The following is a 26,609-nucleotide window of genomic DNA, read 5'->3' on the forward strand; positions in this document are numbered from 1 at the left end:
CCGGTGCCGCAACGGCAAGATCCGCTGTCTTGGTGAGAGCAAGACCAATGACCGTTACACACCGGTTCCCTTAAGGATTCCGTCTGGCCAGGGAAGCCGGTATGGGGAGCGACCATGCTTATGCCGGATGTCTAGCGTCTGTCTACAGAAAATAGAGCAATCGAAACACGGATCATATACGAGTCATGTGATCCAATCTGAAATTTACTAAAAGGGCGGTGTAATAGCGGATGTGGCATGCGGACGAATATTTGGAGAAGCTGTACGACAGCAGCATGAAGCGTATAGAGACGGCGAAGGCGTCCCGTACGGCAGAGGAGAGAAAGCAGTACTTGAAGCATAAGCTGCGTGAGCTGCTCGGCGATTTTGATGCAAGCAAGGGTCAGGAGCCCGTACTGCTTGAACGAACGGTCTGTGACGGTTATATTCGGGAACGGGTTCAGCTGTCGGCGATACCCGGATTGTCGTTTGCAGCGTACGTGCTCGTTCCGGACAGCTACAGCCGCGACCCGCTGCCTGCTGTCGTAGCGCTTCACGGCCACGGATACGGAAGCAGGGAAATTGTCGGATTGAAGCCGGACGGCTCTCCGGACATGGAGCCGCCTGGAGCCCACGGGCATTTTGCCATTCAATTGGCGAAGCGGGGGATGATTGTCATCGCCCCGGACGTTGCCGGCTTCGGAGAGCGGCGGCTTCAGGCGGATGTGGCAGCTAACCCGGACGTGAACCACTCCTGCCTTCGCTTATCCACCCTGCTGATGATGCATGGCAAGACGCTGGCAGGTCTGCGCGTGACGGAAACGTTAAAGACGGTCGATTATGCCGCTGGCCGGGCAGAGGTACGCAGCGACCGAATCGGCATCATGGGTTTCTCCGGCGGGGGGATGATCTCGTTTTTGACCGCGGTGCTGGACCCGCGGATTCGGGCTGCCGTCATTGCCGGGTATCCGAATACGTTTAAGGACAGCATCTTGGCGGTGCAGCACTGCGTATGCAATTACATCCCCGGCATGCTGGCCCATGCCGAGCTTCCGGAGTGGCTGGGGCTGATCTCGCCGAGACCCTTGTTTGTGGAATCGGGCAGCGAGGATCGGATATTTCCCGAGCAGGGCTTTCGTGCCGCTGCTGATCAGCTCCGGGACATCTACCGGCGCGAAGGGGCGGAGGATCGACTGATGGCCGATCTGTTCCCGGGAAGGCACCAAATCAGCGGCAGGTACTCGTACGATTGGCTGTTCGATCAGCTGAGCAAGCCGGGAGCGGCTGGATGAGCGGGGAAGCCTCCGCATTTTGATCGATTTTATTGGACGCATTTCCAAACGTACAGGCACTTCTGGGCCTCAGCCTACATACAATGAGAAGACCGAGAACCGAGCGCGTATAGGGCCGGTTGCATTGTATTTTTCGCAGGAGGTGTCCTACAGTGCCTGGATTGTTTACCGCAATTGCTTTGTTCATTAAAGAGTTGACCCTGCTCGTTTCGTACGTGAAAAACAATGCGTTTCCCCAGCCCCTAACAGAGGATGAGGAAGCAAAGCATCTGCAGCGAATGGCCGAAGGCGACCCTCAATCGCGCAACAAACTGATTGAGCATAACCTCCGGCTGGTCGCGCATATCGTCAAAAAATTCGACAACACCGGCGAGGATTTGGAAGACTTGATTTCCATCGGGACGATTGGACTCATCAAGGCGATTGAAAGCTTCCGGCCGAATAAAGGCACGAAGCTGGCGACATTTGCTGCCCGTTGCATAGAAAATGAAATTCTGATGCATCTTCGTTCCTTGAAGAAGACGCGAAAAGACGTATCATTGCATGACCCGATAGGAACTGACAAAGAGGGAAATGAAATCACATTGATAGATATTCTCGGAAGCGAAGCGGATGATATCGTTGATGCGGTGCAGCTGAAGATTGAGAAGAGCAAGATTTACCGCAATCTTGATATTTTGGATGACCGGGAGAAGGAAGTCGTGATCGGACGGTTTGGGCTCGAAGCGGGGGGAGAGGAGCGTACCCAGCGCGAAATCGCCAAGGAGCTCGGGATTTCCCGGAGCTATGTGTCCCGGATTGAGAAGCGGGCGCTAATGAAGCTGTATCATGAGTTTTATAAGAAAAAGTGATTTGAGGATCGGGCCATGCCCGGTCTTTTTTTGACTTTAAGTTTCATGCGGCGCTTTTTTTCCTGGTAGCAATCCAGCAGAAATCACTTTAAAATGTAAGACACGCAGCCAAGTATAAGCATCCCTTAATGACGGGATTATAACTTTGATCATTGGAACAAAAACAAGAAGAAGTGGTGAAACATATGGGGTAACCGTTAAAGATATACTGCAATTGCCTTCATTCCGGGGCGCCAAGGTGCTGACCGGACTGAACAGCCTTCATCGTACGGTCTCCTCATTATCCGTATTGGAGGTTTCCAACGCTGATTTTTCTTCTAAAATCGTCCGTTCCGTCCAAGAGGAGTGGTATGCGGAGGAAATTGTGATCAGCTCGTTATACTCCATCAAGGACAGTGTGGACAAGCAGTGCGAAGCGATTCAATACTTGATTAATCTCGGTGAAGTGGGACTGATTTTATATTATGTCGGAATTGTCATTCCGAAGGTGCCGGAGGAAGTGCTGCAATTAGCCGAGTCCCAAAATTTTATTATCATCTGCATGCCCGAGAACGATTCCTCCTTGCGTTACAATGAAGTGATTTATGAAGTGATGGAAGCGATCGTGCTGGACAATCAGACGATCAATGATAATTTTGTCAATGAATCGCTGGAGAAGGTGTCGTACCTTCCGGAGCATTCGCGCAGCGTGGAGATAATGCTGAAATTGTTAGCCGACCGGCTGAAAGCCAACATTGTACTGACCAATACGAAGCTTGAGATCGTGAATCAAGTCATGTGGCCGCGCAACTCTACGTTGGATGTGGTGAAAATCATTCAGGAGCACGCGCCTCAAATGGCGAACGGCAGTGCCGGAGCGATCAGCTCCGACATCTCCTGTTTTGTTGATCATAAGGTTCTCCGCCAAAAGAACGGGGAGGCGCTGAATCTTTTTTTAATCAAGGAAAATTCGAAGCTGCCGGGGAAGACCATCGATAAAATCAGCGAGGTCGTGCAGGTGGCTATCAATTTATGGGGAGACAAGCATAACGAGGTCAGCGAATATGCCTTGGTCAAGGCGATTATCAATGATGAAAGCGAAAAGATGCGGAGACTTGCCCATCTGCTGCATATCGATGTCGCGTCGATCCAAATGATGTGGCTCGTCTACATTCAGGATTTATCGGAGGAAAAACGCATCAGGGAGGAACTGTCGGAGCATCTCTCCAAATCCTATAAAACGGCGGTCATTCAAACGATCGATCATTGCATCATCGTCCTTCTGGGCAACTGCTCCTATAAATACAATGAGATTGAGGTGGCTGAAGAATATATCGATACGACAAGCTTCCTGCCATCCATATCGGAAATGGTGTACGCGCCGAGAATGAGGAATACGACGGATGTACGCAGGATGTATCAGCTCGTGAACCAAGTCGGGAAGAAAGTGCATCTTATATATCAAGAACGGAAAATGTTTACGGCTGCAGAAATTCGCTCCATGAAGCGGGCGATCGACTTGAGCGTGCAAGGAGAAGAAGTCATTGAGGAATGGATGGCGGTGATCGCTCCTATTCTGGATGACCCTGAATCGGTTAGAACATTAACGATATTTCTTCTGGATGCGAAGGGGAATTTTGATGTCTGTGCCAAGCTCCTCTTTGTCCACAAAAACACCGTAAAGTACCGCATCAAGAAAATCAGCGAGCTGCTGGGCTACGATATCACGATGAATTCCGAATTTTACGATGTGTATCTGGCCTGCATGATCTACCGGTTAATCCATAACTAAGTCCAAGAATCCGAGGGTTTGTCGAAAATGACAAAAATTCGGATTTTTATTTTTATTTCGGAAAAAGACGCGTTGTCCCTCTTCTTTTACAATAAGAAAAATAGTTTTTGGTCACTCGATCAAGTGGAGGGAGCGGGATAGGATGAGCAATACAGAAAAAACGCAGTCTTGGTTCACGCTGGGGATCGTTTGGGCCGGCGCGATGATCAGCATACCGGGTCTCCTGGTAGGGAATACGCTCATCACCGGTATGAGCTTATCCCAAACCTTAGTGGTTACTTTGGTCGGGTACGCCATTATCGTAGCCATCATGATTTTACAGGGAATTCAAAGCACGGAGCTGGGCAAGTCGACCGTTCAGGTTGCGAGCCAGGTGTTTGGCAGCAAGGGATCCCGCACGATTCTTTCGATTATTTTGACGATTGCCTGCCTCGGTTGGTTTGGGATTCAGGCCAATGTGTGCGGCGCGGCGCTGGCAAATTTGTTGGCCGAGTTTGATATTGCGATTCCGGTCCCAATAGCCTCGCTGATCAGCGGTTTGGTGATGGTCGTTTCTGCAATGTACGGAATCAAAGTACTGCGCGTGCTCAGTTATATTGCGGTACCATTGCTGGTCGTGCTCTGCGTGTATGGTTTGGTCAAGGCGCTGAATGGAGAGACGCTGCAGCTTATTTCGAACTACAGACCTGAGCAGGACATGAGCTTCATGGACGGGCTGGCGGTAACGATGGGCTCCTTTGCGCTCGGAGCGGTTATTGCCGGGGATTATTCGCAATTTTCCGCGAAGCGTTCCGATGTGTGGAAAGCCGCCCTCTTCGGGATTATCCCGGCAGGCGTTCTGATGATTAGCGTAGGGGCCGTCTTGACGCTGGCTTACCAAACGAATGATGTTACGGCCGTCTTTTTGAACATCGCCACTCCGTTGATCGGCGGCATCGTGCTGATCCTGGCGGCTTGGAAGACCAATATGGTGAATGCGATCTCGGGCGGGTTCGCGTTGATCAATGTCTTTAACGTTTCCAAGGAAAAAGAAAAATGGGCGGTAGGCGCCGCCGGACTGATCGGGACGGTGCTTGCCGTCGTGGGCATTCTGGATTACTTTACGCCGGTCATGTCCGTGTTGTCGGCCATGGTGCCTCCCGTAGCGGGCGTCATGATTGCCGCTTATTGGGTGATGAACAAAGGGGATAAAAGCCGCTGGAAGGAAACGGAGGGCGTTAATCGACTGGGCGTTTTATCGTGGCTGATCGGTTCGGTCATTGCCTGCCTACCCGTCGTGGTGTCGTTCTTCCCCAGTTTACCGCAGGTATCTAATCAGCCGTTGATCGGCATTGTCATTTCATTTGTCATTTATGTGGTAGGATATCGCTTTACCGTTACAAAGTCTGTCATATTGGAGGAACACTGATGAGATATTTAGATAAAGCCTCGATTGAAAATATTGCGATTGGCGCTGCTTTCCTGGGAACAGGCGGTGGCGGAGACCCGTATATCGGAAAATTGATGGCGATTTCGGCTGTTGAGAAGAACGGGCCCGTCAAATTGTATTCGGTCGATGAAATCGGCGATGAAGACTTTTTTATTCCGGCAGCCATGATGGGAGCCCCTTCCGTATCATCCGAGAAATTTCCGAACGGAAGCGAGTTTGTGAAGGTCTTTCAGAAGCTGGCCCGGTATTTGGGAGAGGACAAAATCGCAGGCACGTATCCCATGGAAGCGGGCGGCGTCAATTCCATGATCCCGATCGTCGTTGCGGCGCAGCTCGGTCTGCCGCTGATCGATTGCGACGGAATGGGCAGAGCCTTTCCCGAGCTGCAGATGGTGACATTTAACCTGGATGGAATCTCGGCAACGCCCATGGCGATTACGGACGAGAAAGGAAATATCGGCATTTTTGAAACGATCGATAACAAATGGACAGAACGCTTGGCCCGGGCAGCTACGGTCGAAATGGGGGCCAGCGCTTTGGTGAGCCTGTACCCGACGACCGGGGCTCAAATGAAGAGAAGCGGGGTCCATCATGTGGTTACGTTATCTGAGCAAATCGGGCAGATTATTTCCTCGAACCATAGAGATGCGAAAGAAAAGCTGCATGAGCTTTTAACGTTGGTGTCCGGCTTCGAGCTGTTCCAAGGAAAAATCGTCGATGTGATCCGGGAAACCAAGGGAGGCTTTAATCTCGGCAAAATGAATCTGGAAGGCATCGAAGCCCATAAAGGCGGCAATATGAAGGTTCATTTTCAAAATGAGAATCTCGTTGCCGAAAGGGACGGACAGGTTGTCGGCATGACCCCGGACTTGCTCTGTCTGGTGGATTATGAAACGTTAACGCCCGTCACGACCGAGAGTCTGAAGTATGGCAAGCGCGTGCGGGTAATCGGACTTCCGGCGCATGAAAAATGGAGAACGGATAAAGGAATCCAAACGGCCGGACCAAGGTACTTTGGATATGATTACGATTATGTTCCGATTGAAGAACTGGTGAAAAAGGCGGTGGCTGATCATGTATAGAATCGGAATCGATGTGGGCGGAACGAATACGGACGCCATTATTTTGGACGAGCTTCATCAGTTGGTTCACTCCGTAAAATCACCAACCAGTCTGGACATCCAGACAGGGATCGAAGCATCGCTTAGGAAATTGCTGCAGGAATCGAGCATCGATAAAACCCAAATTACGCATGCCATGCTTGGCACGACGCAATGCACCAACGCGATTGTGGAACGTAAAAAGCTGGCCACGGTCGGCGTCATTCGCCTAGGCTATCCTGCAACGGCTTCCGTTCCTCCGTATACGGCTTGGCCGGACGATATGGTTGAGAAGCTGTCGGGAAACTACGCTCTAGTTCATGGGGGATATGAATACGATGGTCAAGTGCTCGGCGAAGTCGATGAGAATGAAATTCGCGAGCTATTGGCAGCATGGCGGGGAAAAGTCGAGTCCATCGCGGTCATCGGCGTATTTTCCTCCATCAAGAATGACCAGGAGCTAAGCGTCCGCGATCTTATTCACGAGGTATATGGAGAAGATTATCCGGTTTCCTGCTCTTCCCTGATCGGCTCCGTCGGACTCATTGAACGTGAGAATGCGACCATCTTAAATGCGGCGCTGTGCAAGGTGATCGAGACGACCACCCAAGGGTTCGTAAACGCCCTGGAGGAGGAAGGAATTACGGATGCGGCTGTGTATTTATGTCAAAATGACGGCACATTAATGTCTATTGATTACGCCAAACAGTTCCCGATCCTCACAATCGCCTGCGGCCCGACGAACAGCATTCGCGGAGCTTCTTATTTGGCGAAGATCAAAGATACGATGGTGCTGGACGTTGGGGGTACGACTTCGGATATCGGCGTTCTGCAGGATGGATTCCCGAGAGAGTCGTCGGTTGCCGTGGAAGTCGGCGATATCCGTACCAATTTCCGAATGCCGGACATTATCTCCGTTGGACTGGGCGGAGGCAGTATTGTCCGCGTGGACGAAAGCGGCAAGATCTCGGTCGGACCCGACAGTGTCGGGTACAGGATCGGCGAAGAAGCGCTTGTCTTTGGCGGCAGCACGCTGACAACCACCGATATCGCCGTCCGGCTGGGACTGGCCGATGTAGGCGACAAGCGATTAGTGTCCCATATAGAGGAGGCGTTTGCGAAAGCGGTGCAGGCCGAAATTTCTGCAATCGTCGAGCAAGCGATCGATAAAATGAAAACCTCCTCGGAGGACGTTCAGCTCGTTCTTGTCGGTGGAGGCAGCATTATTATCCCGGATTCGATTCGGGGAGTAGCCAGCATGATGAAAGTGGAGAACGGAAGTGTAGCCAACGCCATCGGGGCGTCCATTGCTCAAATCAGCGGGCAATATGAACAGATTTATATTTATGCACGGGAACCGCGCGAGGCTTGTCTGAAGGATGCGGAGGCAAAAGCGGTCAAGCAGGCGGTATTGGCCGGAGCGGATGCGGTTACGATCGAATTGGTTGAAGTGGAAGAAACCCCGCTGGCTTATCATCCGGAGAATGCGACAAGATTAAGAGTGAAAGTCGTAGGGAAAATGAAATAGGAACGTGAAACAGCCGGACCCCTTGAGAGTTGCGTCAAGGGGTCCGGCTGTTTGGCTTTTTAGAAGCTGATCAGGATTCTTCCTGATCGAATTCGGTCTGGATGATTTGATCCTCGGACGGATAGTCGCGTTTCAGCTCCTGATGAAGCTCCCGATTTTCATAGTCGAAGCGGTTCGGGGGCCGCTGATCGGCTCTCCATGGGCTGCTCTTGCCCAGCGATTCCGTCATTAGGCTTGAGCCGAAAGGACCTTCGGGAAACTCTTCCGCAGTCAGATCGTTGCGCTGGGACTCTACGGTTGACAAATCCGTATACTCATCCCGTTCTTCCTTCTTAAACCGGTTCATCGTGAAGCCCTCCTGTCGGGTACCTGATATACCCTCAGTGTCCCCTGTGATCCCGGAAATCATGCGGAAAAACCGCGGCCAATCTGAAACCAACAGCGATTGTAGGATCATTTTACGTACTTGCCCTAACATCCATTCATTGTTCACTTATATAGTGACGCTCGGGCATCCGGTGCTTTATTGCTGTATCAACCCTGCAGCCTGAAACACCCGATCAAACGCAGCGCGTGATCTGATGACAAGCTCTTCAGGCGAAGCCGTCGGCTGGGCAGCGGTCAATATCTCTTGGCTGACTGGCCCTGCATACCCGATATCGTTCAGCGCGCGAAGGAAGCCTGCCAAATCGATGACTCCCTCACCTGGATACTGCCGATCATTATCGAGGACGTCCTGCACCGGAATATCCTTGGCGTCATTAATATGAACATGAACAATCTGGTCCGCACGCAGCTGGCGGATGTCCGACACGCTCATTTCATTGGTGTACCAGTGGTAAGCATCATACAGAAGCCCGACATTCGGTTCGCCGATGGCATCGATCCAATCCAGCGTTTCCTGAACGGTCCAGATGAACGGATGCTTCCACTGCGTGCGCAGATGATGCGGCCCGACGAATTCCAGCCCCAGCCGAATGCCGTAAGCGCCCAGAATGTTCGCGCAGCTGCGAAGGCGCTTGGTAGCCACAGCCATGAAATGCGCAGCCGGCGCATCCGTGGAAGGAAGAATGTATGTACAGCAGCGAGTGCAGCCCAAGGCAGCAGCCGCGGCCGCTGCGGACGGAAGCTTCTCCAGCCCTTCCAGGAACTGCTCATCCGTTCCTCTCCACTCCACAGGCAATCCGATGGCGCCAATTTGAATGTTGCTCGATTGCAGCAGCGCTGCCGCTTCTTCTTTTCCCAAACGGTCCACCAAGCTCTTCGCATCTAAATCCACGCAGTCAAAACCGTAGCGGGAAGCAAGTTCGATAAGCTGTAAATCGCTTTCAAGTTTTCCGATTCCTGCAGCTGTTAATCCTTGAAGCATTTCTATCGTCTCCAATCTCTTAAAGTTCATCTCTATTATAGTTATGTTTTCGCCTTTAAATCTATGAAACCTTTTTATTACGAGATTTAAAGTTGAGTTAAAGACATAGGATATTATATCGGGTAGAGAGGGAATGCAAACCAAGACGCCGAAATATTCTTGTTATAGAGACTCCCGAGGGTGCTATTTTTTTGCTTATTTCGTTGGGGCACAAATCAATCGGGATGATCGTACAGTAAACGATGAATCGTGAAACAAGCGACGGTAAAGGAGACGAACAACCAAACCAATGAATACCATACAGATTCGCAAGAGGGAACTGAACAACTGCCGTCCGGAACCGACGATGAACGAGGACGAGCTGAATCGATTCTGGGATCATTATCTCCATGTATACGCAGGCTCGCCGCTTCAAGTCGAAAGTGAGCCGGAAGAAACACCGTATCCCCATATGAAGGTGTCCAAGGTGACGTACCGCGGCTTTGACGAGACACCGATCCATGCCTGGTACATAACGCCTGCGGATTCCAATGAATCGTCCAAACGGCCTTGCGTCATTACCTTTCCTGGATATTCCGGAGACCGAGGGCTGCCGGAACGATATGCCCATTGGCTGATGCTCGGCTATTCCGTTCTGGCAGCTGATGTCCGGGGCCAGAGCGGAGAGACGGGAAATCTGCTGCCCTTGGATGGAGGCGTCGTGAAAGGCTGGGTGTCCCAGGGCATTACCGACATTCATCGATCCTACTATATGGCGATGGCCATCGATACCGTAAGAGCCGTCGATGCTGCCTTGGCACAGCCTGGGGTAGATCCTGCCAAAATCGCAGTCGTCGGGGGAAGCCAGGGAGGCGGCCTTGCGCTCCTTGCCGGGGCATTGCATCCGAAGGTGGCTGCAATCGTGGCAGACATTCCGAATCTGTGCAGAATGGATTACGGCGTGCTGCACTCGGCCAGCTCATTGACGGAAATCGCCCAGTATATCAAGCGTTATCCGGAACTGCTGGATCCTATTCTGTATCATCTGGCTCATTTCGACATCCTGAATCTTGCACCAAGAATCAAAGCGCCGGTCATGGTTTCTGTCGGCTGGAAGGATACGGTATGCATGCCGGAGACAATATACGCAGCTTATAACCGGATACAGGCACCCAAGGAAATACGGGATTATCCTTTCTCAGGACATGAGGTGAATGAGTATCAGAAGAGGGAAGCGGTGCTCTTTCTGGAACGGGTCTTGGTTCATTAAAGTAGTTCAACAAATTTCCTGAACAAAAAGGGCTGGTACTGCTCAAACGTTACCAAAAAGTAATTACATCACTTCAAAGTGCGTACTTCTCAAGCCAAACCCTAACGTGCAAAATGACATTAATCAAAACATGACGTTAGGAGATGCGCTTATATGAATAAGGATCAACGTTCACATCATTCGCTAAAAACGGCTTTGGTTGTAGGGGCCAACGGGGTGATTGGCCGCAACCTCATCGAGTACCTTGCGACGCTTCCCGACTGGGATATCATCGGCGTATCGCGCCGAGGCGGGGAGTCCACGAACCGCGTTCGTTATGTATCGGCCGACCTGCTGGACCGGGAGGATACGGCCGCCAAATTAAGCGGCTTGACCGAAGTGACGCATATTTTCTATGCGGCATACCAGGATCGGCCAACGTGGGCCGAACTCGTCGCGCCGAATTTGGCCATGCTCGTCCATGTCGTGGAAGCGATCGAGCCCGTTGCCGCTAACCTGCAGCATGTAAGCCTGATGCAGGGCTACAAGGTGTACGGAGCTCATCTCGGTCCATTCAAGACGCCGGCCCGGGAGACGGATGCGTACCATATGCCGCCGGAATTCAATATCGATCAGCAGAACTTCCTCGAGGAACGGCAGAAAGGCAAGGCTTGGACCTGGTCAGCGCTGCGTCCCTCCGTTGTCAGCGGTTTCGCTCTTGGAAACCCGATGAATCTGGCCATGGTCATTGCCGTTTATGCCTCGATTTCGAAAGAGCTTGGCATTCCCCTGCGTTTTCCAGGTAAGCCGGGAGCCTATCACAGCCTGCTGGAGATGACCGATGCCGGTCTGCTTGCCAAGGCGACCGTTTGGGCGGCAACCGATGAACGCTGCGCCAATCAAGCCTTCAATATTGCGAACGGGGACCTGTTCCGCTGGAACGAGTTATGGCCGAAGATTGCGCAGTATTTCGAGATGGAAACCGCACCGCCTCTGCAGATGAATCTGGAAACGGTCATGGCAGATAAAGAGCCGGTTTGGAATCGTATGGTTGAGCAGCATGGACTTGCGAAGCATTCTTACCAAGAGGTCTCATCCTGGAAGTTCGGCGATTTCGTGTTCTCCTGGGACTATGATTTCTTTGCGGACGGCTCGAAGGCGCGTCGCTTCGGTTTTCATGAGTATGTCGATACGGAAGCCATGTTCCTGAATATCTTTGACGAGCTCCGGCGGCGCAAAGTCATTCCATAAATACCGGGCAGTGACTGAAGCTTTCGCAACAAGGCAGCCGGGAGCGCTTCTTTCGTTCATCCCGTTAAAACCAAAACATGACCGGTATATCTGTTGCCGGAAAGCACAAGCACAAGAGAGCCGGCTATACTGTTAGCCGGCTCTGCTCTGCTTGTTAATGCGATTCCTCAAGCAGTGGCTTTTCCAGAACGGTTGCGGACTCGCCGTATTTTCGCTCGATATGAGCATCTCCCCATCGGCACATCAGATGAAGAATTTCCTTTAAGCTCCAGCCATACTCGCTAAGTTCATACTCCACCTTGGGCGGAACCTGATTATAAATTTTGCGTACGATAACGCCCTCCTCTTCCAGCTCACGCAGATGCTGTGTCAGCATTTTCTGGGTAATTTGGGGAATCAGGCTTAACAACTCGCTATTACGTCTTTTCCCGAAAGTAAGATGAAAGAGAATGACCGGTTTCCACTTTCCGCCGATGACCTCCAGCGTCGCTTCTACCGCGGTGTTGTACACTTTTTCCTTATGCTCCATGATAAGCCTCGCTCCTTCGTACCACGATATGATATTTACCAGCGATTTCCGACCTCCCGCTTTACTTCCTCCACTATAACATGAACTCCTTCATCCATCTGATCCGACCTTGCTCTGGAAATGCCGATACGTATGAACTTTTCCCGCATCCGGTAATCGGACGGAAAAAACAGCTGCCGGACACGGGACGGACCCCCATTTATGAGACATGGCTTTCTTCTTCACTTCTACCGATTAGCTGACTTTTGTTGCCAACGCAAAAACACCTCCAAGGTTGTCTCCATATCTTTCGACACGGCTCATTCTCTTGAAGGTGTTTTAAATTTGTCTCAAGCTGTGGGTCAGTCCCGTCTATGGAGACTGGCTTGATCTCCCTTTTATATAGGATGCCGCCTACCGTTAAGCCCGGTCCAGAATCGTCTGGAGCGTCGTCCGGTCAAGCCCTTTAACCAGCTTGATCAGAAGCTCCTTGGCTGCTTCGTAGTCATCCGTGTGGATGATGGACGACGAGGTATGGATATACCGGGAGCAAATGCCGATGATCGTAGATGGAACCCCGATGCCGCTTAAGTGAACTTGCCCGGCATCCGTTCCGCCCGGCGATACGAAGTACTGATATTTGATCTTATTCGTCTCTGCCGTATCCTGCACGTATTCCACCATGCCCCGATGCGTCAGCATCGTCGGATCGAAGATGCGGAGCAAGGCCCCTTGTCCGAGCTGGCCGAATTGGCTCTTGTCGCCCATCATATCGTTTGCCGCGCTTGCATCAAGGCCGAAGAAAATGTCGGGCTGGATCAAGTTGGCTGCAGTCCGCGCCCCGCGAAGTCCGAGCTCTTCTTGAACGGTGGCTCCGGCATAAACCGTATTCGGAAGCTTCTCTCCGTGAAGAGCTTGAACGAGCTCGATGGCCAGGCCGACGCCGTATCGGTTATCCCATGCCTTAGCCATGATTTTTTTCGGATTGGCCAGCGGAGTAAATTCGCAGATCGGCACGATCTGCTGCCCCGGACGGATGCCGAACGATTCCGCCTCCGCTTTGTTGTCCGCGCCGATGTCGATATACATGGATTTGATATCGACCGGCTTGCTGCGCTGTGCTTCGTCCAGCAGGTGGGTCGGGATGGAGCCGACGACCCCGATAATCGGCCCGTTGTCGGTAATAATCTGCAGGCGCTGAGCCAGAACGGCCTGGCTCCACCAGCCGCCCAGCGGCTGAAAGCGCACCATGCCCGCTTCCGTAATGCCGGTTACCATGAAGCCGACCTCATCCATATGCCCGGCGACCATGACTCTCGGACCTTCGTCGTTCCCGCGCAGTACAGCAAACAGGCTGCCGAGCCGATCCTGTACAAATTCTTCGGTATATGGGGAGAGTGCATTTTTTACCCAAGCGCGCAGCTCTCTTTCAAAGCCCGGCGCAGCCGGAAATTCAGTAAGCGTCCGAAACAATTCGCGTGTAGATTCATTCATAGGCTATTCGCTCCTTTGGAAAAAAGGTATGTATGAGTTCATCCTATTTAGTATGCCCCTATATACCGCAAAAGTCTACATTACAAGCTATGAAACAATCGCGGCTTGCTCAGGAAAAATAGATCGTCCAAGCACCAAATGATTCCCGAAGAATACGCTGGAATAAAACATGTCAATGAGTCATGGACAGGGGAAGGGCGAAGAAATATGGGCGAATACGGGGTGGGATCGTACTGCCGGCAAGCTGAATTCGGCGAGTTTCTGCTCATTATCATTCTTTTCATACTGCTCGTCATATTGCTGAATTACTTTTTGATTTAATGGCGAAATGGTTACGGTACATTTATGCTAAATTCAATCAAGCAACTACGATCGGCAGCTTTCCGGTTACGGAAGGCTGTCTTTTTGCATTTATGCTTGCCCATGAGAGCCGTACCACCGTGGCGGCCGTTTGCGCCCTGATGACGGAATCGTTCAAAACAGCATGACACCGCGCGGCTTTTGCATTAAGGATGATTTTCCAAACATAAAGGAAGTTCGTTCAAAGCATAATGATTATCGAGTGATATCCATAATGGCTTTCCGAGGCTGGTTGAAGAATCCATACTTAAATATTCAGCGGAGGTGTAACCAAATGTCCGGTTCCAACAACCAAAAGCCCAAGTCTGATATCAGTACCATGAGCTCGGCCGAATATCAGGCGATTGCGAAGAAGCATGAGCCTCCCCGCGCCGTATTTAAAAACTGTATACGCGCCTTTTTGGTCGGAGGCCTCATCTGTTTGATCGGTCAATGCATTCAGCGCTTTTTCATGACCGTGTTCGATATGAGCACGAAGGAAGCGAGCAACCCGACGGTGGCCGTTCTTATTATCATTTCCGTCATTTTGACCAGCTTTGGCGTATACGACAAAATTGCCCAATGGGCCGGTGCGGGAAGCGCGGTGCCGGTTACGGGTTTTGCCAACTCCATGTGTTCGGCCGCTTTGGAGCACCGGGCAGAGGGACTGGTCCTTGGAGTGGGAGCTAGCATGTTTAAGCTTGCCGGCTCCGTGATCGTGTTCGGTACCGTTGCGGCGTTTATTATCGGCATCATATACGCCGTGCTCGGCATCGGGGGGAGGTAACGCGAGATGAAGATCATCGGTCAAACGTGGCAGTTCGAGAACAAACCGGTCATTATCGGCACCGGTACGATTGTCGGACCTGAAGAGGGAGAGGGGCCGCTGGCGGAAGACTTCGATTATATATACGACAACATCGAGATCAATGAGAAAACATGGGAGAAGGCGGAACGTAAGCTGCTGGAGGACGCTTCACGGAAAGCTGCGGAGAAGGCCGGGATTAAGGAGGATCAGCTTCAGTTCTTTGTAGGCGGAGACCTAATGAACCAAATTATCAGCAGCTCCTTCGCAGCAAGGCAGCTTGGCGTTCCGTATCTCGGCGTTTTCGGCGCCTGCTCCACCTCCATGGAGAGCCTTGCGGTCGCTTCGATGATCGTGGATTCGGGCTCCGCGAAATATGTGATGGCAGGCACGGCGAGCCATAACTGTACGGTGGAGAAGCAGTTCCGTTATCCGACGGAATACGGCTCGCAAAAGCCTCCGTACGCCCAGTACACCATAACGGGAGCAGGCTGCTCCGTCGTCTCCAGCGAGGGGGACGGACCGCGCGTCACATACGCCACGATCGGGAAGGTCGTCGACCTGGGCATCAAGGATCCCTTCAATATGGGAGCCGCCATGGCCCCCGCTGCGGCCGATACGATTACGAAGCATTTTAAAGATACCGGCAGACAAGCCAAAGATTATGATTTGATCGTGACCGGCGACCTGGCATCCGTCGGCCTGCCGATTGCCAAGGATCTTCTGAAGCAGAACGATGTCATCATGGACGGCACGGTTTTTGCCGATTGCGGTCTGATGATTTACGATCTGGAAAAACAGAAGTACGTGAATGCCGGCGGCAGCGGCTGCGGCTGCTCAGCCGTTGTGACTTACGGCCATATCTTGAACCGGATGCGTAAAGGAGAACTGAACAAGGTGCTGGTCGTTGCTACGGGTGCCCTGTTGTCGCCGCTGTCATACCAACAAGGCGAGAGCATCCCGTGCATTGCTCATGCAGTAGCTATAGAGACGGGAGGAAGCAACTGATGCAGTTTTTATGGGCTTTTATCATTGGCGGTTTGATCTGCGTTATCGGACAAATCATGATGGACGTTATAAAGCTGACCCCTGCGCATACGATGAGCACCCTCGTCGTGGCCGGCGCAATTGCCGACGGGTTCGGCCTGTATGAACCGCTTGTCAAATTTGCCGGGGCCGGAGCCTCGGTTCCGATCACCAGCTTCGGCAACTCTCTGGTTCACGGAGCTTTGACAGAGCTGGAGCGGGACGGCTGGATCGGGGTCGTGACGGGGATATTCGAAGTAACGAGTGCAGGGATATCCTCGGCGATCATATTCTCTTTTCTTGCTGCGCTTTTGGTGAGGCCAAAAGGCTAATGTTATAGCTGTTCAGACATCTATGCTGCCCTGGTTAAACAACCAGGGTTTTTTGCTGTTTAAAGCAAGTCTGGCGTTGGTTAAGGAACAAAATATGGCTGCGAATGTACTCTGCGACCTCGATCATGTACAATAGTACTAAATTAAGTATTTATTCCCTTACAGGAGGTTAGTCATACATGCCCGTAAGCCAAGAATCCATGAAAATCATTTCCTCGGTGCGATCCAATCTGGAGTCGTGCCTGCTAGGCAAAGAATTCGAGATCCAATTGCTCCTTACGGCGCTGCTCGCTGGTGGACATGTTCTGATCGAGGACGTACCGGGAACGGGAAAAACGCAATTGATCAAAGCACTGGCTAAATCCATGCAGGGAGATTACCGGCGTATTCAATGCAATCCGGACATTCTTCCGAGTGATATAACAGGGGTATCCGTATTTCACCCCCGAGATGAAATGTTTTATTTCCGGCCGGGACCTGTCATGACCAATATTTTGCTCGCAGATGAGATTAACCGGGCCACGACGAAGACGCAGTCCGCTCTGCTTGAAGTCATGGAAGAGCGCAGCGTGACCGTGGACGGGGAGACGCATGAGCTTCCGCATCCGTTCATGCTGTGCGCCACCCAGAACCCGATTGATTTCGAGGGAACCTATATGCTTCCGGAGGCGCAGCTTGACCGTTTCATGCTGAAGCTAAGCCTGGGATATCCCGATGCGGCAACCGAGAAGCAGCTCATGTATGCCTCGAAGGACGGACAGCTGTCGGATAGGCTGAAGCCTGTGACGCATATGGATACCGTCTCCGCAATTCAGCGCGAGATTCGCGACATATTTATCGGCGAACCGGTTGCCGATTACTTGTTGAACATCACCCGCTCAACGCGGGAGCACCCTTCCGTCATGCTGGGCGCAAGCCCGCGGGCAACGCTGTCCTTCATGAATGCGGCCAAAGCCTTTGCCTTCCTTCAGCAGCGTGACTACGTGCTGCCTGATGATGTGAAGACGCTTGCCCCTTACGTCCTCTCACACCGGATTATGCTGCGTCCGGAAGCACGGCTCGATAATGCAACGCCCGAATCGGTGCTGGACTTTATTTTGCGACAGGTTAAAGTGCCTGTTCAAATGGGGAGATAAGCATGCGGCGCGCCGTTTCCGTATTTCTAAATGGCATGCAGCCGTCCAGACTGGCAGCGGTATTGACGGTTTGGTGCTTATGTCTTTTGTACGTGTTGTTTCAAGGAGGGAAAACCTCTCTCATGCTCTTTTCCATGGTCAGCCTCTTATCCGTATATGTCATCGGAGCGGGCTTTGGCGGGGTGAGGCGCGTAAAGGCGAAGCGCAACATTCTCGGTGACCGGGATCGCCGCGATCAGCTTCATGCCGGGGAGCAGGTGCGCGTTCGGCTCGATGTGAACGTCCCCGGGTTATTGCCGATGCCGTATTTGGTCGTCAAGGAAGTGCTGCAAAGACATAACGGCGATTCATGGTCATTCGAAGACAGCATTATCCCGAACATGCGCGGTGCCGGGGTGCTCGTATTCCAGACTCCGCCTCTCGAGCGGGGGCGGTATGCGTTCGCCGGGACGGAATGTATCAGCGAGGATATCTTCGGCATCATGGAGCATCGGGGACGGATCGAAGTGAACACGGAATTTAGGGTCCTCCCAAGGACGGTTTATATTCCGAAATGGAACCGGAATATCCATAGATCCCGGCTCGGCGGTACGCATACAACAGTATCTGCCTCAAGGCGGGAGACGACTCAAATTAATGGAGTGCGCGATTATGTTTATGGCGATCGGATTTCGCGGATTCACTGGAACGCGACGGCGAAGACCGGTTCGTGGAAATCCAAGGAGTTCGAGCATGAATCCTTTCCCAAGACGCTGATCGTCCTGGATGGCGCCCAGAATGCTTATGTGAGCGCTCAGCAATTCGAGGTTGCCGTATCTGCTGCCGCTTCGCTGATTGAATATGGTGCGAAGGAGCATGCGGGAACGGGCTTGTTTACGGCCACAGAGGAAGGCAAGCTGTTTCCTCCGACGGAGCAGGCAGGGGAACGTATGCGCATGATTCAGCATTTGGTCGATGTGGATTACAACCGCAAGGGCAGCCTGATTGCAGAGCTAGAACGCTCCTACCGCCATTTCCCGCAGGGAGCCGTGCTCCTGCTCATCAGTCCGATGAGCGGCAGGGAGGCGTCCGAAGTCCTACGCTGGGTGGAAGCCAGAGGCATGAATCCATGCTTTCTGCAAATCATGAATCCCGGCGGCAAGCCGCTTCGCGATGAATCGATCTCGATCCTGAGGTCGCGGGGGATTTCATGTTACTCCGTCTCATCGCTTGAGGAGCTGCCTGCTGCGTTGGGAGGTGGAGTCGCTTGAAGCTGTGGCTTGATAAGCTGTCAACGACATTTTTTAATACGCTGACGGTGCTGTGGATTTGGATCATCGGCATGCAATGGGTATCCTTCACGGAATCCATCTGGCTGTCGGAGACGACGGCGATCGTAATCGCCGCCATCACCATTACGGCGGTGATTGAAGCGCTGATACCGCTTAAGATGGTGTTTAGGCTTGTATTGCAATTCCTATTGATTCTATACAGCGTGTTTAAGCTGCTGGAAGCCGGCGGCATGCCGGTGCCTTCATTCGGACCGGATACGGTATTATCCGATGAATTGATGTATTTATTCCCGTATTTATGGTTCGCTGTTGCAGCGTGGGCAATTTTCGTCTTTATATTTCTCTGGGCGAAGACCAAACGGCGCATTCTGTTTGTTGTCGGACTGAACGTGATCGGCCTTGCGGTTCTGGATTCGTTCACGAAGGTCACTCTATGGGATGAGACGGCATGGGTAGCCGGAGCAGGCATGGGCTGGCTCGTGACGAACCACTTCAACCGCTTTCGGAGACGGTTCCCGCAAGGATGGGTTAACTTATCCAGATCTCCGTTTAAAATCATTGCCAACATTCTCGTCATCTTCTCGCTCATTATCGTTGCCGGTGTCAATATGCCGCACATCAATCCGACGCTGACCGACCCTTATACGGCATGGAGGGAATGGAGCGGAGTGCCATTGTCCGGCGTCAGCACGAGCGGTACCGGTACCTTGATCGAAACTCCGGTAGAGAGCTCGTCCGGATACGGAAGAGGCGATAACGATCTGGGCAGCGGCTTCAACTTTGATTACTCCCCGGTGATGTCGGTTAGCTCGGAGGAGCGCAGTTATTGGCGCGGGGAGACAAGGGCCGTTTACTCCGGAACAGGCTGGGCCGACCGGAGCGGAAGACGCTCGGGGGCCGATGTAGGGATCGGGGAGAGCCTTCCCGATGAGGAGGCAAGCTCCATGCCGACCAAGACCGTGAAGCAAACGGTCACGATGCTGAACGATACCGAGTATCCGGTCCTATTCGGAGCTTATAAGATCCATGAGGTTCAAATGCTGGATGAGGTTATCGATCCGGAGCGTCTAAGCTGGGTATCTGAAGGGGCTGAGCTGCATCTGCAGGGGGGACGAAACGGCGATTACCCGAAAAGCTATACGCTGGTATCGGAGGTTCCCGTCATTCCACTTGAAGAGCTTAGGGGCAAAACCTACAGTCAACTGTACAACGGTTCCGTGGATGATGCCTATCTCCAGATCCCAAGAAACTTTCCCGACCGCGTAACCGATTTGGCCAAGCAAATCACGGAATCGGCAGAAACGCCGTATGATAAGGTCATTTTGCTGCAACAATACTTACAGAGCAACTACTCATATACCAATACGCCTGATCTGTCGCGCAAGCAAAGCGAGGATTTTGTGGACAGCTTCCTGTTTGAAGTCCGGGAGGGCTATTGCGATTACTTCTCCACCGCAATGGTGATGATGACCCGATCGCTGGATATCCCTGCACGCTGGGTAAAAGGCTATGCGCCCGGAAGCAGCTCAGTCAGCGAATACATCCCGATGGACGGGCAGAGTCCGGTCAGCAGCGGGACCTATACGGTAACGAATGCCGACGCGCACTCATGGGTCGAGGTCTACTTCGGCGAGTACGGCTGGATTCCGATTGAGGCGACACCTGGCTTTAGTATGCCGCTCCTTACAGGTCAGCCTGAAGCTGAGCCAGTGGTTCAAGAAGAGGTTGAAGAAGAGGAACAGGAAGAGGCGGAGACGCCACCTGCCGCTGCATCGGATGATCAATCTTCCGGATGGTGGAAAGGCATCGGCATTGCGGCAGCTGTTGTGATTGCGCTGTGGATCTTTTACATTCTGTGGAGAATGCGCATTAATCTGCGCTTTGCCGGGGCGCGGCTCCGTGCAGGGAAGCCGCTGTCCGCTGCGGACAAGGTCATTGCGGAGACCGAGCGATGGCTGCGGTCGGTGCAGCGGAAAGGATTGGTCCGTCAGGACAGCGAGACGCTGCGCGAGTCGGTTCGCCGCTGGAGCGAGGCCAATCCATTGCTGGAGCCGCAGCTGAAGCCGCTGCTGCAGCAGTTCGAAACAGCCCGCTATAGTCCGGCAGAGGTATCGGAGGAGCAGTGGCGTCTTGTCCAAGCCGATGCGGAAGTCCTCAAGAAAATGATTCGGAAGGTTCGTCTGGCTTAAAGAGGAGCTCGGCAGTTCTTATCCATGTGAAGAGGGATGCCTGCCTTCAACGGGCTTGATCCCGGAAGACGGTCTTATTCTGATCTTAACCGGCAACGGTAAATGCATAGGCCGCCCGAGTCCTTTTTAGTGGGATGACGGTGGTCTTTTGCTGAACATTTCGGCATCAGCGATTCAAGTGCTTTTGTTCGTGATTATTTTTACTACGGAACCGGATTATGGTATAGTTTTTCGTATGAAATTGAGGTGACGAAATTGTTTGAAATGCTAATTCCGAAGCTCCGTGTCAATACGGTTTTCGATATTGATCTGGAAGAGCTGTACGAGCAAGGATATCGCGGAATCATTACGGATCTCGACAATACGCTCGTCGGTGCGAAAGCGCCGCTCGCCACGCCGGAGCTCGTGGACTGGTTTAAGAAAGTGAAGGAGATCGGCTTCCAGCTGATCATCGTTTCAAACAACCAGCTCGAACGGGTGTCGAAATTCGCAACACCGCTCGATATCCAATATGTGCATGAAGCCCGGAAGCCGAGCAATGCCCCGTTCCGCAAGGCGATGAAGATGATGGAGCTGACCGCGGACAAAACGATTGTCGTCGGCGATCAAATGCTGACCGACGTATACGGCGGAAACCGGCTCGGTCTATATACGGTTCTGGTGATGCCCATCGCCATTAACGACGAGGGCTGGTTTACGCGTATGGTGAACCGCCGGGTGGAGCGGATCGCGTTAACCCGGCTGCGCAAAAAAGGACTATGGCTTGAGGAGGAACCGAAATCATGACCTTGCCAACAGGCGAAGACATCAAGAAATGCAGCGGCTGCGGAATCCGGCTTCAAAGCGAGGCCCAGGATCAGCCGGGGTATTTGCCGGAGAAGGCATGGGAGCGCGATCCGGTCATCTGCCAGCGCTGCTTCCGAATCAAAAATTATAATGAAGCGTCCTCGGTTGCCGTCGATCAGGACGAATTTTTACGTTTGCTGGGGCAGATCGGCGGAAAGAATGCCCTTGTCATTCATATTGTGGACCTTTTTGATTTCGAAGGGAGCCTGATTTCGGGACTGCAGCGTTTTGTCGGAAATAATCCGGTTATACTGGCTGTCAATAAAACCGATCTTTTACCGAAGGTGACCAACTGGAATAAGGTTCTGAATTGGGTCCAGAAGCAATGTAAGGAACATGGGTTAAAGACGGAGGACATCGTTCTGTGCAGCGCAAAGAAAAATCAGGGCTTTGAACGGCTGCTTGAAACGGTTGCCTATCACAGAGGAGACCGGGACGTATATGTCGTCGGTGCCACCAATGTCGGAAAGTCCAGTCTGATCAACCGCTTAATACGCGACTACAGCGACTTGGAGCAGGAGCTGACAACCTCCCGCTACCCGGGGACCACGCTGGATATGGTCCATATTCCGCTGGATGACGGACGAGATATTATCGATACTCCGGGCATCGTGTACCCTTGGCGTTACAGTGAAATCGTGAGCCGGGAGGATCTGCGCGAGGTCATGCCGGAAAATCCGCTGAAGCCGGCCGTTTACCAGCTGAATGAAGGCCAAACCCTGTTCTTCGGCGGCTTTGCCCGCTTTGATTTCGTGCAGGGAGTCCATCAATCGTTCACGTGTTTTATCAGCGGAAGGCTCAACATTCACCGGACGAAGCTTGAACGGGCGGACACGTTGTTCGAAGAGCATGCGGGCGAGCTGCTCTCTCCGCCGACCCGCGAGAGGCTGGCCGAGCTGCCGGAATGGACAAGGCATGAAATCCGGATCCCGAAAGGCTCCCGGACCGATGTGTTCATTTCCGGCCTTGGCTGGATCAAGGTCAATGGCGACCAGGGAGCGCTGGTGGCCGTTCATGCGCCGAAGGGAGTCAAGGTGCTGGCTCGTCCTTCGCTGATTTAATTGCGTCGTCAACGCGTCTTCATGACTGAAGACGGTTTACTCACGGGAGAGACGGGGGAAATACAATGAAGGAAACTCAAGCCGGCACCGATTATTTGAAGCTCGGCGTCATGGGGGATCCCATCGGCCATTCCAAATCGCCGGCCATGCATAATGCGGCGCTTGCCGCATTAAACCTCCAAGGGGCGTACATTCCTCTCCATATTCGGCCTGAAAGATTGGGGGATGCGATCGAGTCGGTCAAGACGCTCGGATTTCGCGGAGTGAACGTAACGATTCCCCATAAGGTGGAAGTCATGCGGTATTTGGATGCCATCGACGAGGGCGCGGCCCGGATCGGTGCCGTAAACACGATCGTGAACGATAACGGCAGGCTGACGGGTTACAATACAGACGGAATCGGGTATGTGCGCTCCCTGAAGGAGGAGGCTTGCCCGGATCTTAAGGGCAAGCGCATCGCGGTGCTCGGCGCCGGCGGCGCTGCCCGAGGCATCATTTATGCCTTGATCGGCGAACAGCCGGAATCGATCTCCATCATTAACCGGACCGAAGACAAGGCCAAGGCGCTTGCGCAGGAATGGGGAACGATGGCCGAGCTTCACGGCTGCGGCGAAGAGCATGCGAAGGAAGTGCTTTCGCGAGCGGAGGTGGTCATTAATACGACCTCAGTCGGCATGCACCCCCGAATTTCAGAAATGCCGGTTCATCCGGAATGGATTCCTGAGGGGGCGGTCGTCAGCGACCTGATCTATAATCCGCTGAAGACCGAGCTGCTGCTGCAGAGCGAGCAGAGGAATTGCACCGTGCACGGGGGACTGGGCATGTTCATTAATCAGGGGGCTTATGCCCTGGAATATTGGACCGGCCTCAAGGCGCCGGTGGAGGCGATGAAGGAAGCGGTACTCGCAAGCTTGCTATAAGGATTCATTCTTTTGTTTATTGATTAATGGGTAAGCTAAAGCTACAATATAGTTTTTAAACAAGCGATAGGCTTGTATAGATGATGATTAAGGGGTAATGACCAAGCATGTTAACAGGAAAGCAAAAACGACACTTACGTTCGCTTGCCCATCATTTGGACCCGCTGTTCCAGGTAGGCAAAGGCGGCAGCAATGAGCATTTGATCCGCCACATCGAAGAAGCGATTGAGAAGCGGGAGCTGCTGAAAATCTCGGTGCTCAACAATTGCCTGGAGGATCCTCGCGACATCGCCGAGGAGCTGGCCGAAGGTGCCGGGGCCGAATTGGTCCAAGTCATCGGAAAGACGATTGTTCTCTATAAGGAATCGAAGGATCATAAGACGATCGAACTGCCTTAAAGCAAGATCGGTGTTCAGAGTATCATAGTCCTCTGACTAGGGGAGGTGAGCCGAATGAAAGTGGGGATCATGGGGGGAACCTTCGACCCTGTTCATATCGGACATATGCTGGCGGCTGAGGCGGCGCGCGTCGCTTATGGCCTGGAGGAAGTGTGGTTCATGCCGAGCCATATTCCTCCGCATAAGGAGGATGCGGGCGTAACCGGGATGATGCGGCTGGAGATGACAGCCGAGGCGGTTGCCGGCCACCCGTCCTTCCGCACGCTGGACCTTGAAATCAAGCGCGGCGGCATTTCCTATACGGTCGATACGATCAAGGCCCTTCGCGAGATGTATCCCGAGCACGATTTTTCGTTTATCATCGGAGCGGATATGGTGGAGTATCTCCCGAAGTGGAACCGGATCGAGGAGCTAGCGGGAATGCTGACGTTCATCGGGGTCAACCGTCCGGGGACGAAGCTGAACGTAGAGTCGCTGCCGGATTTTCTTAGACGGGTGGTAAGGATCGCGGAAATGCCGTTGATCGAGATTTCATCCACGATGATCCGGGAGCGGGCGGCCGCCGGCGGATCCATCCGCTACATGGTGCCGGATCGCGTGTACGATTATATTGTTAGGAGCGGTATATATGGTGTACAGCCGTGAAGATTTGATCGAAGCCGTCTCCTCCCAAATGCCGGCCAAGCGCTGGGAGCATACGAAGGGCGTTATGGAGACGGCCGTTATTTTGGCGAACCGGTTCGGGGCCGATCCCCAGAAAGCGGATTTGGCCGCGATTTTACATGATGTAGCCAAATACTGGCCGGTTGAGAAGCTTCGGGAGGTGCTCGAGGAGCAGGGAGAGTCCTCGGAGCTGCTCCAATATGACAAGCAGCTGTGGCATGCCGAAGTGGGCGCGATCGTCGCAGAGCGGGATTATGGGGTAACGGACACCGAGGTGCTGGATGCTATCCGCTATCACACGTCGGGCCGTGTCGGGATGAGCCTGCTGGACAAGGTGGTGTGCCTGGCCGATTATATGGAGCCGGGGAGGGATTTCCCCGGTGTGAATAATATTCGGGAACTGGCCAACCATAGCCTTGAAGAGGCGCTCGCAGCCGGGTTTGATTCGACGATTGGACATCTGCTGTCACGCAGACAGATTATTTTTCCGTTGACGGTGCTAGCCCGCAACGATCTCATTAAGCAATTGGAGGCGAATTCATGACGATAAAACCGGAAGAATTGTTAAATATAGCTGTAGAGGCCGCAGAGGATAAGAAAGCGAACGATTTGGTCGTTCTGGACCTGAGAGGCATCTCGCTTGTGGCGGATTATTTTGTTATTTGCCACGGGAATTCGGATACGCAGGTTCAGGCAATTGCAACGGAAATCCGCAAACGGATCCATGATAAAGGCGTAGCTCTTCGGGGACTGGAAGGCATGGATGCTGCCCGCTGGGTGCTGATGGACATCGGGGATGTTGTCGTCCATATCTTCCACCGGGACGAGCGCGAGTATTACAACATTGAGCGCTTGTGGTCGGATGCCAAAGTGGTGGAGAACGTATGAGCTTGATCGCGGGCACGATCGTCCAGCTTACGGTTTCCAGGGAGGTTTCGCCTTACGGCTACTTTCTTGATGGCGGCGACCGGGATGTCCTGCTGCACTATTCGGAAGTGACCGGGAGCATTGCTCCTGGGGATACCGTCGAGGTATTCATCTTCTTCGATACCGAAGACCGTTTGGCAGCAACGATGAAAAAGCCGCTGCTTACCCTTGGTGAAACGGCAAAGCTGGAGGTGGCGGACGTTCATCCTCGGCTCGGCTGTTTTCTGGAAATGGGACTCGGAAGGCAGCTGCTGCTACCGATCCGGGAGCTGCCCGAAATGAAAGAGCTGCATCCTCAGGTGGGTGATCATGTATTCGTAACGATGGAGCATGATAAGCAAGGCAGGCTGCGCGCCAAGCTGGCGGGTGAGCAGGAGCTCGCTCCGCTCGCCTTCCACGCGCCGAAATCGTGGATGGGCGAATGGTTTACGGCGCTGGTATACAAGCCGCTGCAGATGGGAACCTTCGTGATCGTCGACGGAGGCGTGGTCGGCTTTGGAGCGATCGGCATGATCCACTCCTCGGAGCGGACGCGGCTTCTTCGCCTGGGTGAAGAGGTGCGCGTACGGGTGAGCCATATTCGCGAGGACGGCCGGGTGAATCTGTCGATGGTTCCGCGCAAAGAAATCGGACGAAACGATGATGCAGACCGGCTGCTGGCGTTCCTGAAGGAACGGCCGGGCGGCGCAATGCCCTATTCCGATGAAACACCGCCCGACATTATCAAGCAGCGCTTTGGCATCAGCAAATCTGCATTTAAGCGTGCGCTCGGGAAATTGATGAAGGATGGCCTTGTCACACAGAAGGAAAGCTGGACGTATTTGGTGAAAAAAGAGGAGAATTCCGGTTCGGCTGAATAGCGACCGAAGAAGAAGCTTCTGGGAAAGTGGTGTCAG

26 protein-coding genes are annotated in these 26,609 nt (G+C 52.9%); 22 read left to right on the forward strand and 4 right to left on the reverse strand.

Going from position 1 to position 26,609, the window contains the following annotated elements:
* The first annotated feature begins 230 nt into the window (after positions 1-230).
* From NST08_RS08455 to NST08_RS08480, 6 genes are all read left to right on the forward strand, one after another.
* A complete protein-coding gene (locus NST08_RS08455; protein WP_341034024.1) occupies positions 231-1,271 on the forward strand; it encodes a dienelactone hydrolase family protein in 1,041 nt (346 codons plus the stop codon).
* A gap of 152 nt (positions 1,272-1,423) precedes the next feature.
* Complete coding sequence (sigK, locus tag NST08_RS08460) at positions 1,424-2,122, forward strand: RNA polymerase sporulation sigma factor SigK (RefSeq protein WP_007129338.1); 699 nt, start codon at positions 1,424-1,426, stop codon at positions 2,120-2,122.
* 214 nt (positions 2,123-2,336) lie between these two features.
* Complete coding sequence (locus NST08_RS08465) at positions 2,337-3,893, forward strand: PucR family transcriptional regulator (RefSeq protein ID WP_341034023.1); 1,557 nt, start codon at positions 2,337-2,339, stop codon at positions 3,891-3,893.
* A 142-nt stretch (positions 3,894-4,035) separates the two neighbouring features.
* Positions 4,036-5,301, forward strand: coding sequence for a cytosine permease (locus NST08_RS08470; RefSeq protein WP_341034021.1), 1,266 nt, complete (start codon positions 4,036-4,038; stop codon positions 5,299-5,301).
* Positions 5,301-6,404: a DUF917 domain-containing protein gene (locus NST08_RS08475; protein WP_028404362.1), complete on the forward strand. Its 1,104-nt coding sequence runs from the start codon at positions 5,301-5,303 to the stop codon at positions 6,402-6,404. Before NST08_RS08470 ends, NST08_RS08475 begins: the two co-directional genes overlap by 1 nt.
* On the forward strand, positions 6,397-7,950 hold the full coding sequence (locus NST08_RS08480; RefSeq protein WP_341034020.1) for a hydantoinase/oxoprolinase family protein: 1,554 nt from the start codon (positions 6,397-6,399) through the stop codon (positions 7,948-7,950). Before NST08_RS08475 ends, NST08_RS08480 begins: the two co-directional genes overlap by 8 nt.
* Before the next feature lie 70 nt (positions 7,951-8,020).
* On the opposite strand, the gene NST08_RS08485 is transcribed toward NST08_RS08480, so the two are convergent.
* Both NST08_RS08485 and NST08_RS08490 read right to left on the reverse strand, forming a co-directional pair.
* Positions 8,021-8,296, reverse strand: a complete 276-nt coding sequence (locus NST08_RS08485; protein WP_077564858.1) for a hypothetical protein — start codon at positions 8,294-8,296, stop codon at positions 8,021-8,023.
* Positions 8,297-8,473: 177 nt separating this feature from the next.
* On the reverse strand, positions 8,474-9,319 hold the full coding sequence (locus NST08_RS08490; protein ID WP_341341684.1) for a sugar phosphate isomerase/epimerase family protein: 846 nt from the start codon (positions 9,317-9,319) through the stop codon (positions 8,474-8,476).
* A 289-nt stretch (positions 9,320-9,608) separates the two neighbouring features.
* On the opposite strand from NST08_RS08490, the gene NST08_RS08495 reads away from it, so the two are divergent.
* Positions 9,609-10,568 carry an acetylxylan esterase gene (locus tag NST08_RS08495; protein WP_341341685.1) on the forward strand — a complete coding sequence of 320 codons (960 nt, stop codon included), beginning with the start codon at positions 9,609-9,611 and terminating at the stop codon, positions 10,566-10,568.
* Between the two features lie 153 nt (positions 10,569-10,721).
* Positions 10,722-11,798: an SDR family oxidoreductase gene (locus tag NST08_RS08500; RefSeq protein ID WP_341341686.1), complete on the forward strand. Its 1,077-nt coding sequence runs from the start codon at positions 10,722-10,724 to the stop codon at positions 11,796-11,798.
* Positions 11,799-11,952: 154 nt separating this feature from the next.
* Here NST08_RS08500 and NST08_RS08505 read toward each other — a convergent pair whose 3' ends face one another.
* Positions 11,953-12,327: a winged helix-turn-helix transcriptional regulator gene (locus NST08_RS08505; RefSeq protein ID WP_341341687.1), complete on the reverse strand. Its 375-nt coding sequence runs from the start codon at positions 12,325-12,327 to the stop codon at positions 11,953-11,955.
* Positions 12,328-12,726: 399 nt separating this feature from the next.
* Positions 12,727-13,800 carry a M42 family metallopeptidase gene (locus NST08_RS08510; RefSeq protein ID WP_028404355.1) on the reverse strand — a complete coding sequence of 358 codons (1,074 nt, stop codon included), beginning with the start codon at positions 13,798-13,800 and terminating at the stop codon, positions 12,727-12,729.
* A 634-nt stretch (positions 13,801-14,434) separates the two neighbouring features.
* Here NST08_RS08510 and spoVAC point away from each other — a divergent pair.
* The 14 genes from spoVAC to NST08_RS08580 all read left to right on the forward strand — a co-directional run bounded on the left by spoVAC (position 14,435) and on the right by NST08_RS08580 (position 26,573).
* The gene (gene spoVAC / locus NST08_RS08515; RefSeq protein WP_007129352.1) at positions 14,435-14,926 is read left to right on the forward strand and encodes a stage V sporulation protein AC; all 492 of its coding nucleotides are present in this window, start codon (positions 14,435-14,437) and stop codon (positions 14,924-14,926) included.
* Between the two features lie 6 nt (positions 14,927-14,932).
* Positions 14,933-15,952 (forward strand): stage V sporulation protein AD, encoded by a 1,020-nt coding sequence (spoVAD, locus tag NST08_RS08520; protein WP_007129353.1) that lies wholly within the window; start codon positions 14,933-14,935, stop codon positions 15,950-15,952.
* The gene (spoVAE, locus tag NST08_RS08525; RefSeq protein ID WP_007129354.1) at positions 15,952-16,302 is read left to right on the forward strand and encodes a stage V sporulation protein AE; all 351 of its coding nucleotides are present in this window, start codon (positions 15,952-15,954) and stop codon (positions 16,300-16,302) included. Before spoVAD ends, spoVAE begins: the two co-directional genes overlap by 1 nt.
* Before the next feature lie 179 nt (positions 16,303-16,481).
* Complete coding sequence (locus NST08_RS08530; RefSeq protein ID WP_007129355.1) at positions 16,482-17,438, forward strand: AAA family ATPase; 957 nt, start codon at positions 16,482-16,484, stop codon at positions 17,436-17,438.
* A gap of 2 nt (positions 17,439-17,440) precedes the next feature.
* Positions 17,441-18,688, forward strand: a complete 1,248-nt coding sequence (locus tag NST08_RS08535) for a DUF58 domain-containing protein (protein WP_341341688.1) — start codon at positions 17,441-17,443, stop codon at positions 18,686-18,688.
* Positions 18,685-20,898 (forward strand): DUF4129 domain-containing transglutaminase family protein, encoded by a 2,214-nt coding sequence (locus NST08_RS08540; RefSeq protein ID WP_341341689.1) that lies wholly within the window; start codon positions 18,685-18,687, stop codon positions 20,896-20,898. The genes NST08_RS08535 and NST08_RS08540 overlap by 4 nt, the downstream gene beginning before the upstream one ends.
* 255 nt (positions 20,899-21,153) lie before the next feature.
* Positions 21,154-21,684, forward strand: coding sequence for a YqeG family HAD IIIA-type phosphatase (locus NST08_RS08545; RefSeq protein WP_007129358.1), 531 nt, complete (start codon positions 21,154-21,156; stop codon positions 21,682-21,684).
* On the forward strand, positions 21,681-22,805 hold the full coding sequence (gene yqeH, locus NST08_RS08550) for a ribosome biogenesis GTPase YqeH (protein ID WP_210095245.1): 1,125 nt from the start codon (positions 21,681-21,683) through the stop codon (positions 22,803-22,805). The genes NST08_RS08545 and yqeH overlap by 4 nt, the downstream gene beginning before the upstream one ends.
* 65 nt (positions 22,806-22,870) lie before the next feature.
* Complete coding sequence (aroE, locus tag NST08_RS08555; protein WP_341341690.1) at positions 22,871-23,725, forward strand: shikimate dehydrogenase; 855 nt, start codon at positions 22,871-22,873, stop codon at positions 23,723-23,725.
* 107 nt (positions 23,726-23,832) lie between these two features.
* Positions 23,833-24,123, forward strand: coding sequence for a ribosome assembly RNA-binding protein YhbY (gene yhbY, locus NST08_RS08560; protein WP_007129361.1), 291 nt, complete (start codon positions 23,833-23,835; stop codon positions 24,121-24,123).
* Between the two features lie 54 nt (positions 24,124-24,177).
* A complete protein-coding gene (locus NST08_RS08565; RefSeq protein ID WP_007129362.1) occupies positions 24,178-24,768 on the forward strand; it encodes a nicotinate-nucleotide adenylyltransferase in 591 nt (196 codons plus the stop codon).
* A complete protein-coding gene (gene yqeK / locus NST08_RS08570) occupies positions 24,752-25,330 on the forward strand; it encodes a bis(5'-nucleosyl)-tetraphosphatase (symmetrical) YqeK (protein ID WP_007129363.1) in 579 nt (192 codons plus the stop codon). Before NST08_RS08565 ends, yqeK begins: the two co-directional genes overlap by 17 nt.
* On the forward strand, positions 25,327-25,674 hold the full coding sequence (gene rsfS / locus NST08_RS08575; protein WP_007129364.1) for a ribosome silencing factor: 348 nt from the start codon (positions 25,327-25,329) through the stop codon (positions 25,672-25,674). Before yqeK ends, rsfS begins: the two co-directional genes overlap by 4 nt.
* Positions 25,671-26,573: a CvfB family protein gene (locus tag NST08_RS08580; RefSeq protein WP_007129365.1), complete on the forward strand. Its 903-nt coding sequence runs from the start codon at positions 25,671-25,673 to the stop codon at positions 26,571-26,573. Before rsfS ends, NST08_RS08580 begins: the two co-directional genes overlap by 4 nt.
* The last annotated feature ends 36 nt before the right edge of the window (positions 26,574-26,609 follow it).

This window comes from Paenibacillus sp. FSL K6-1566, assembly GCF_038050475.1.
GTDB lineage: Bacteria > Bacillota > Bacilli > Paenibacillales > Paenibacillaceae > Paenibacillus_AQ > Paenibacillus_AQ lactis.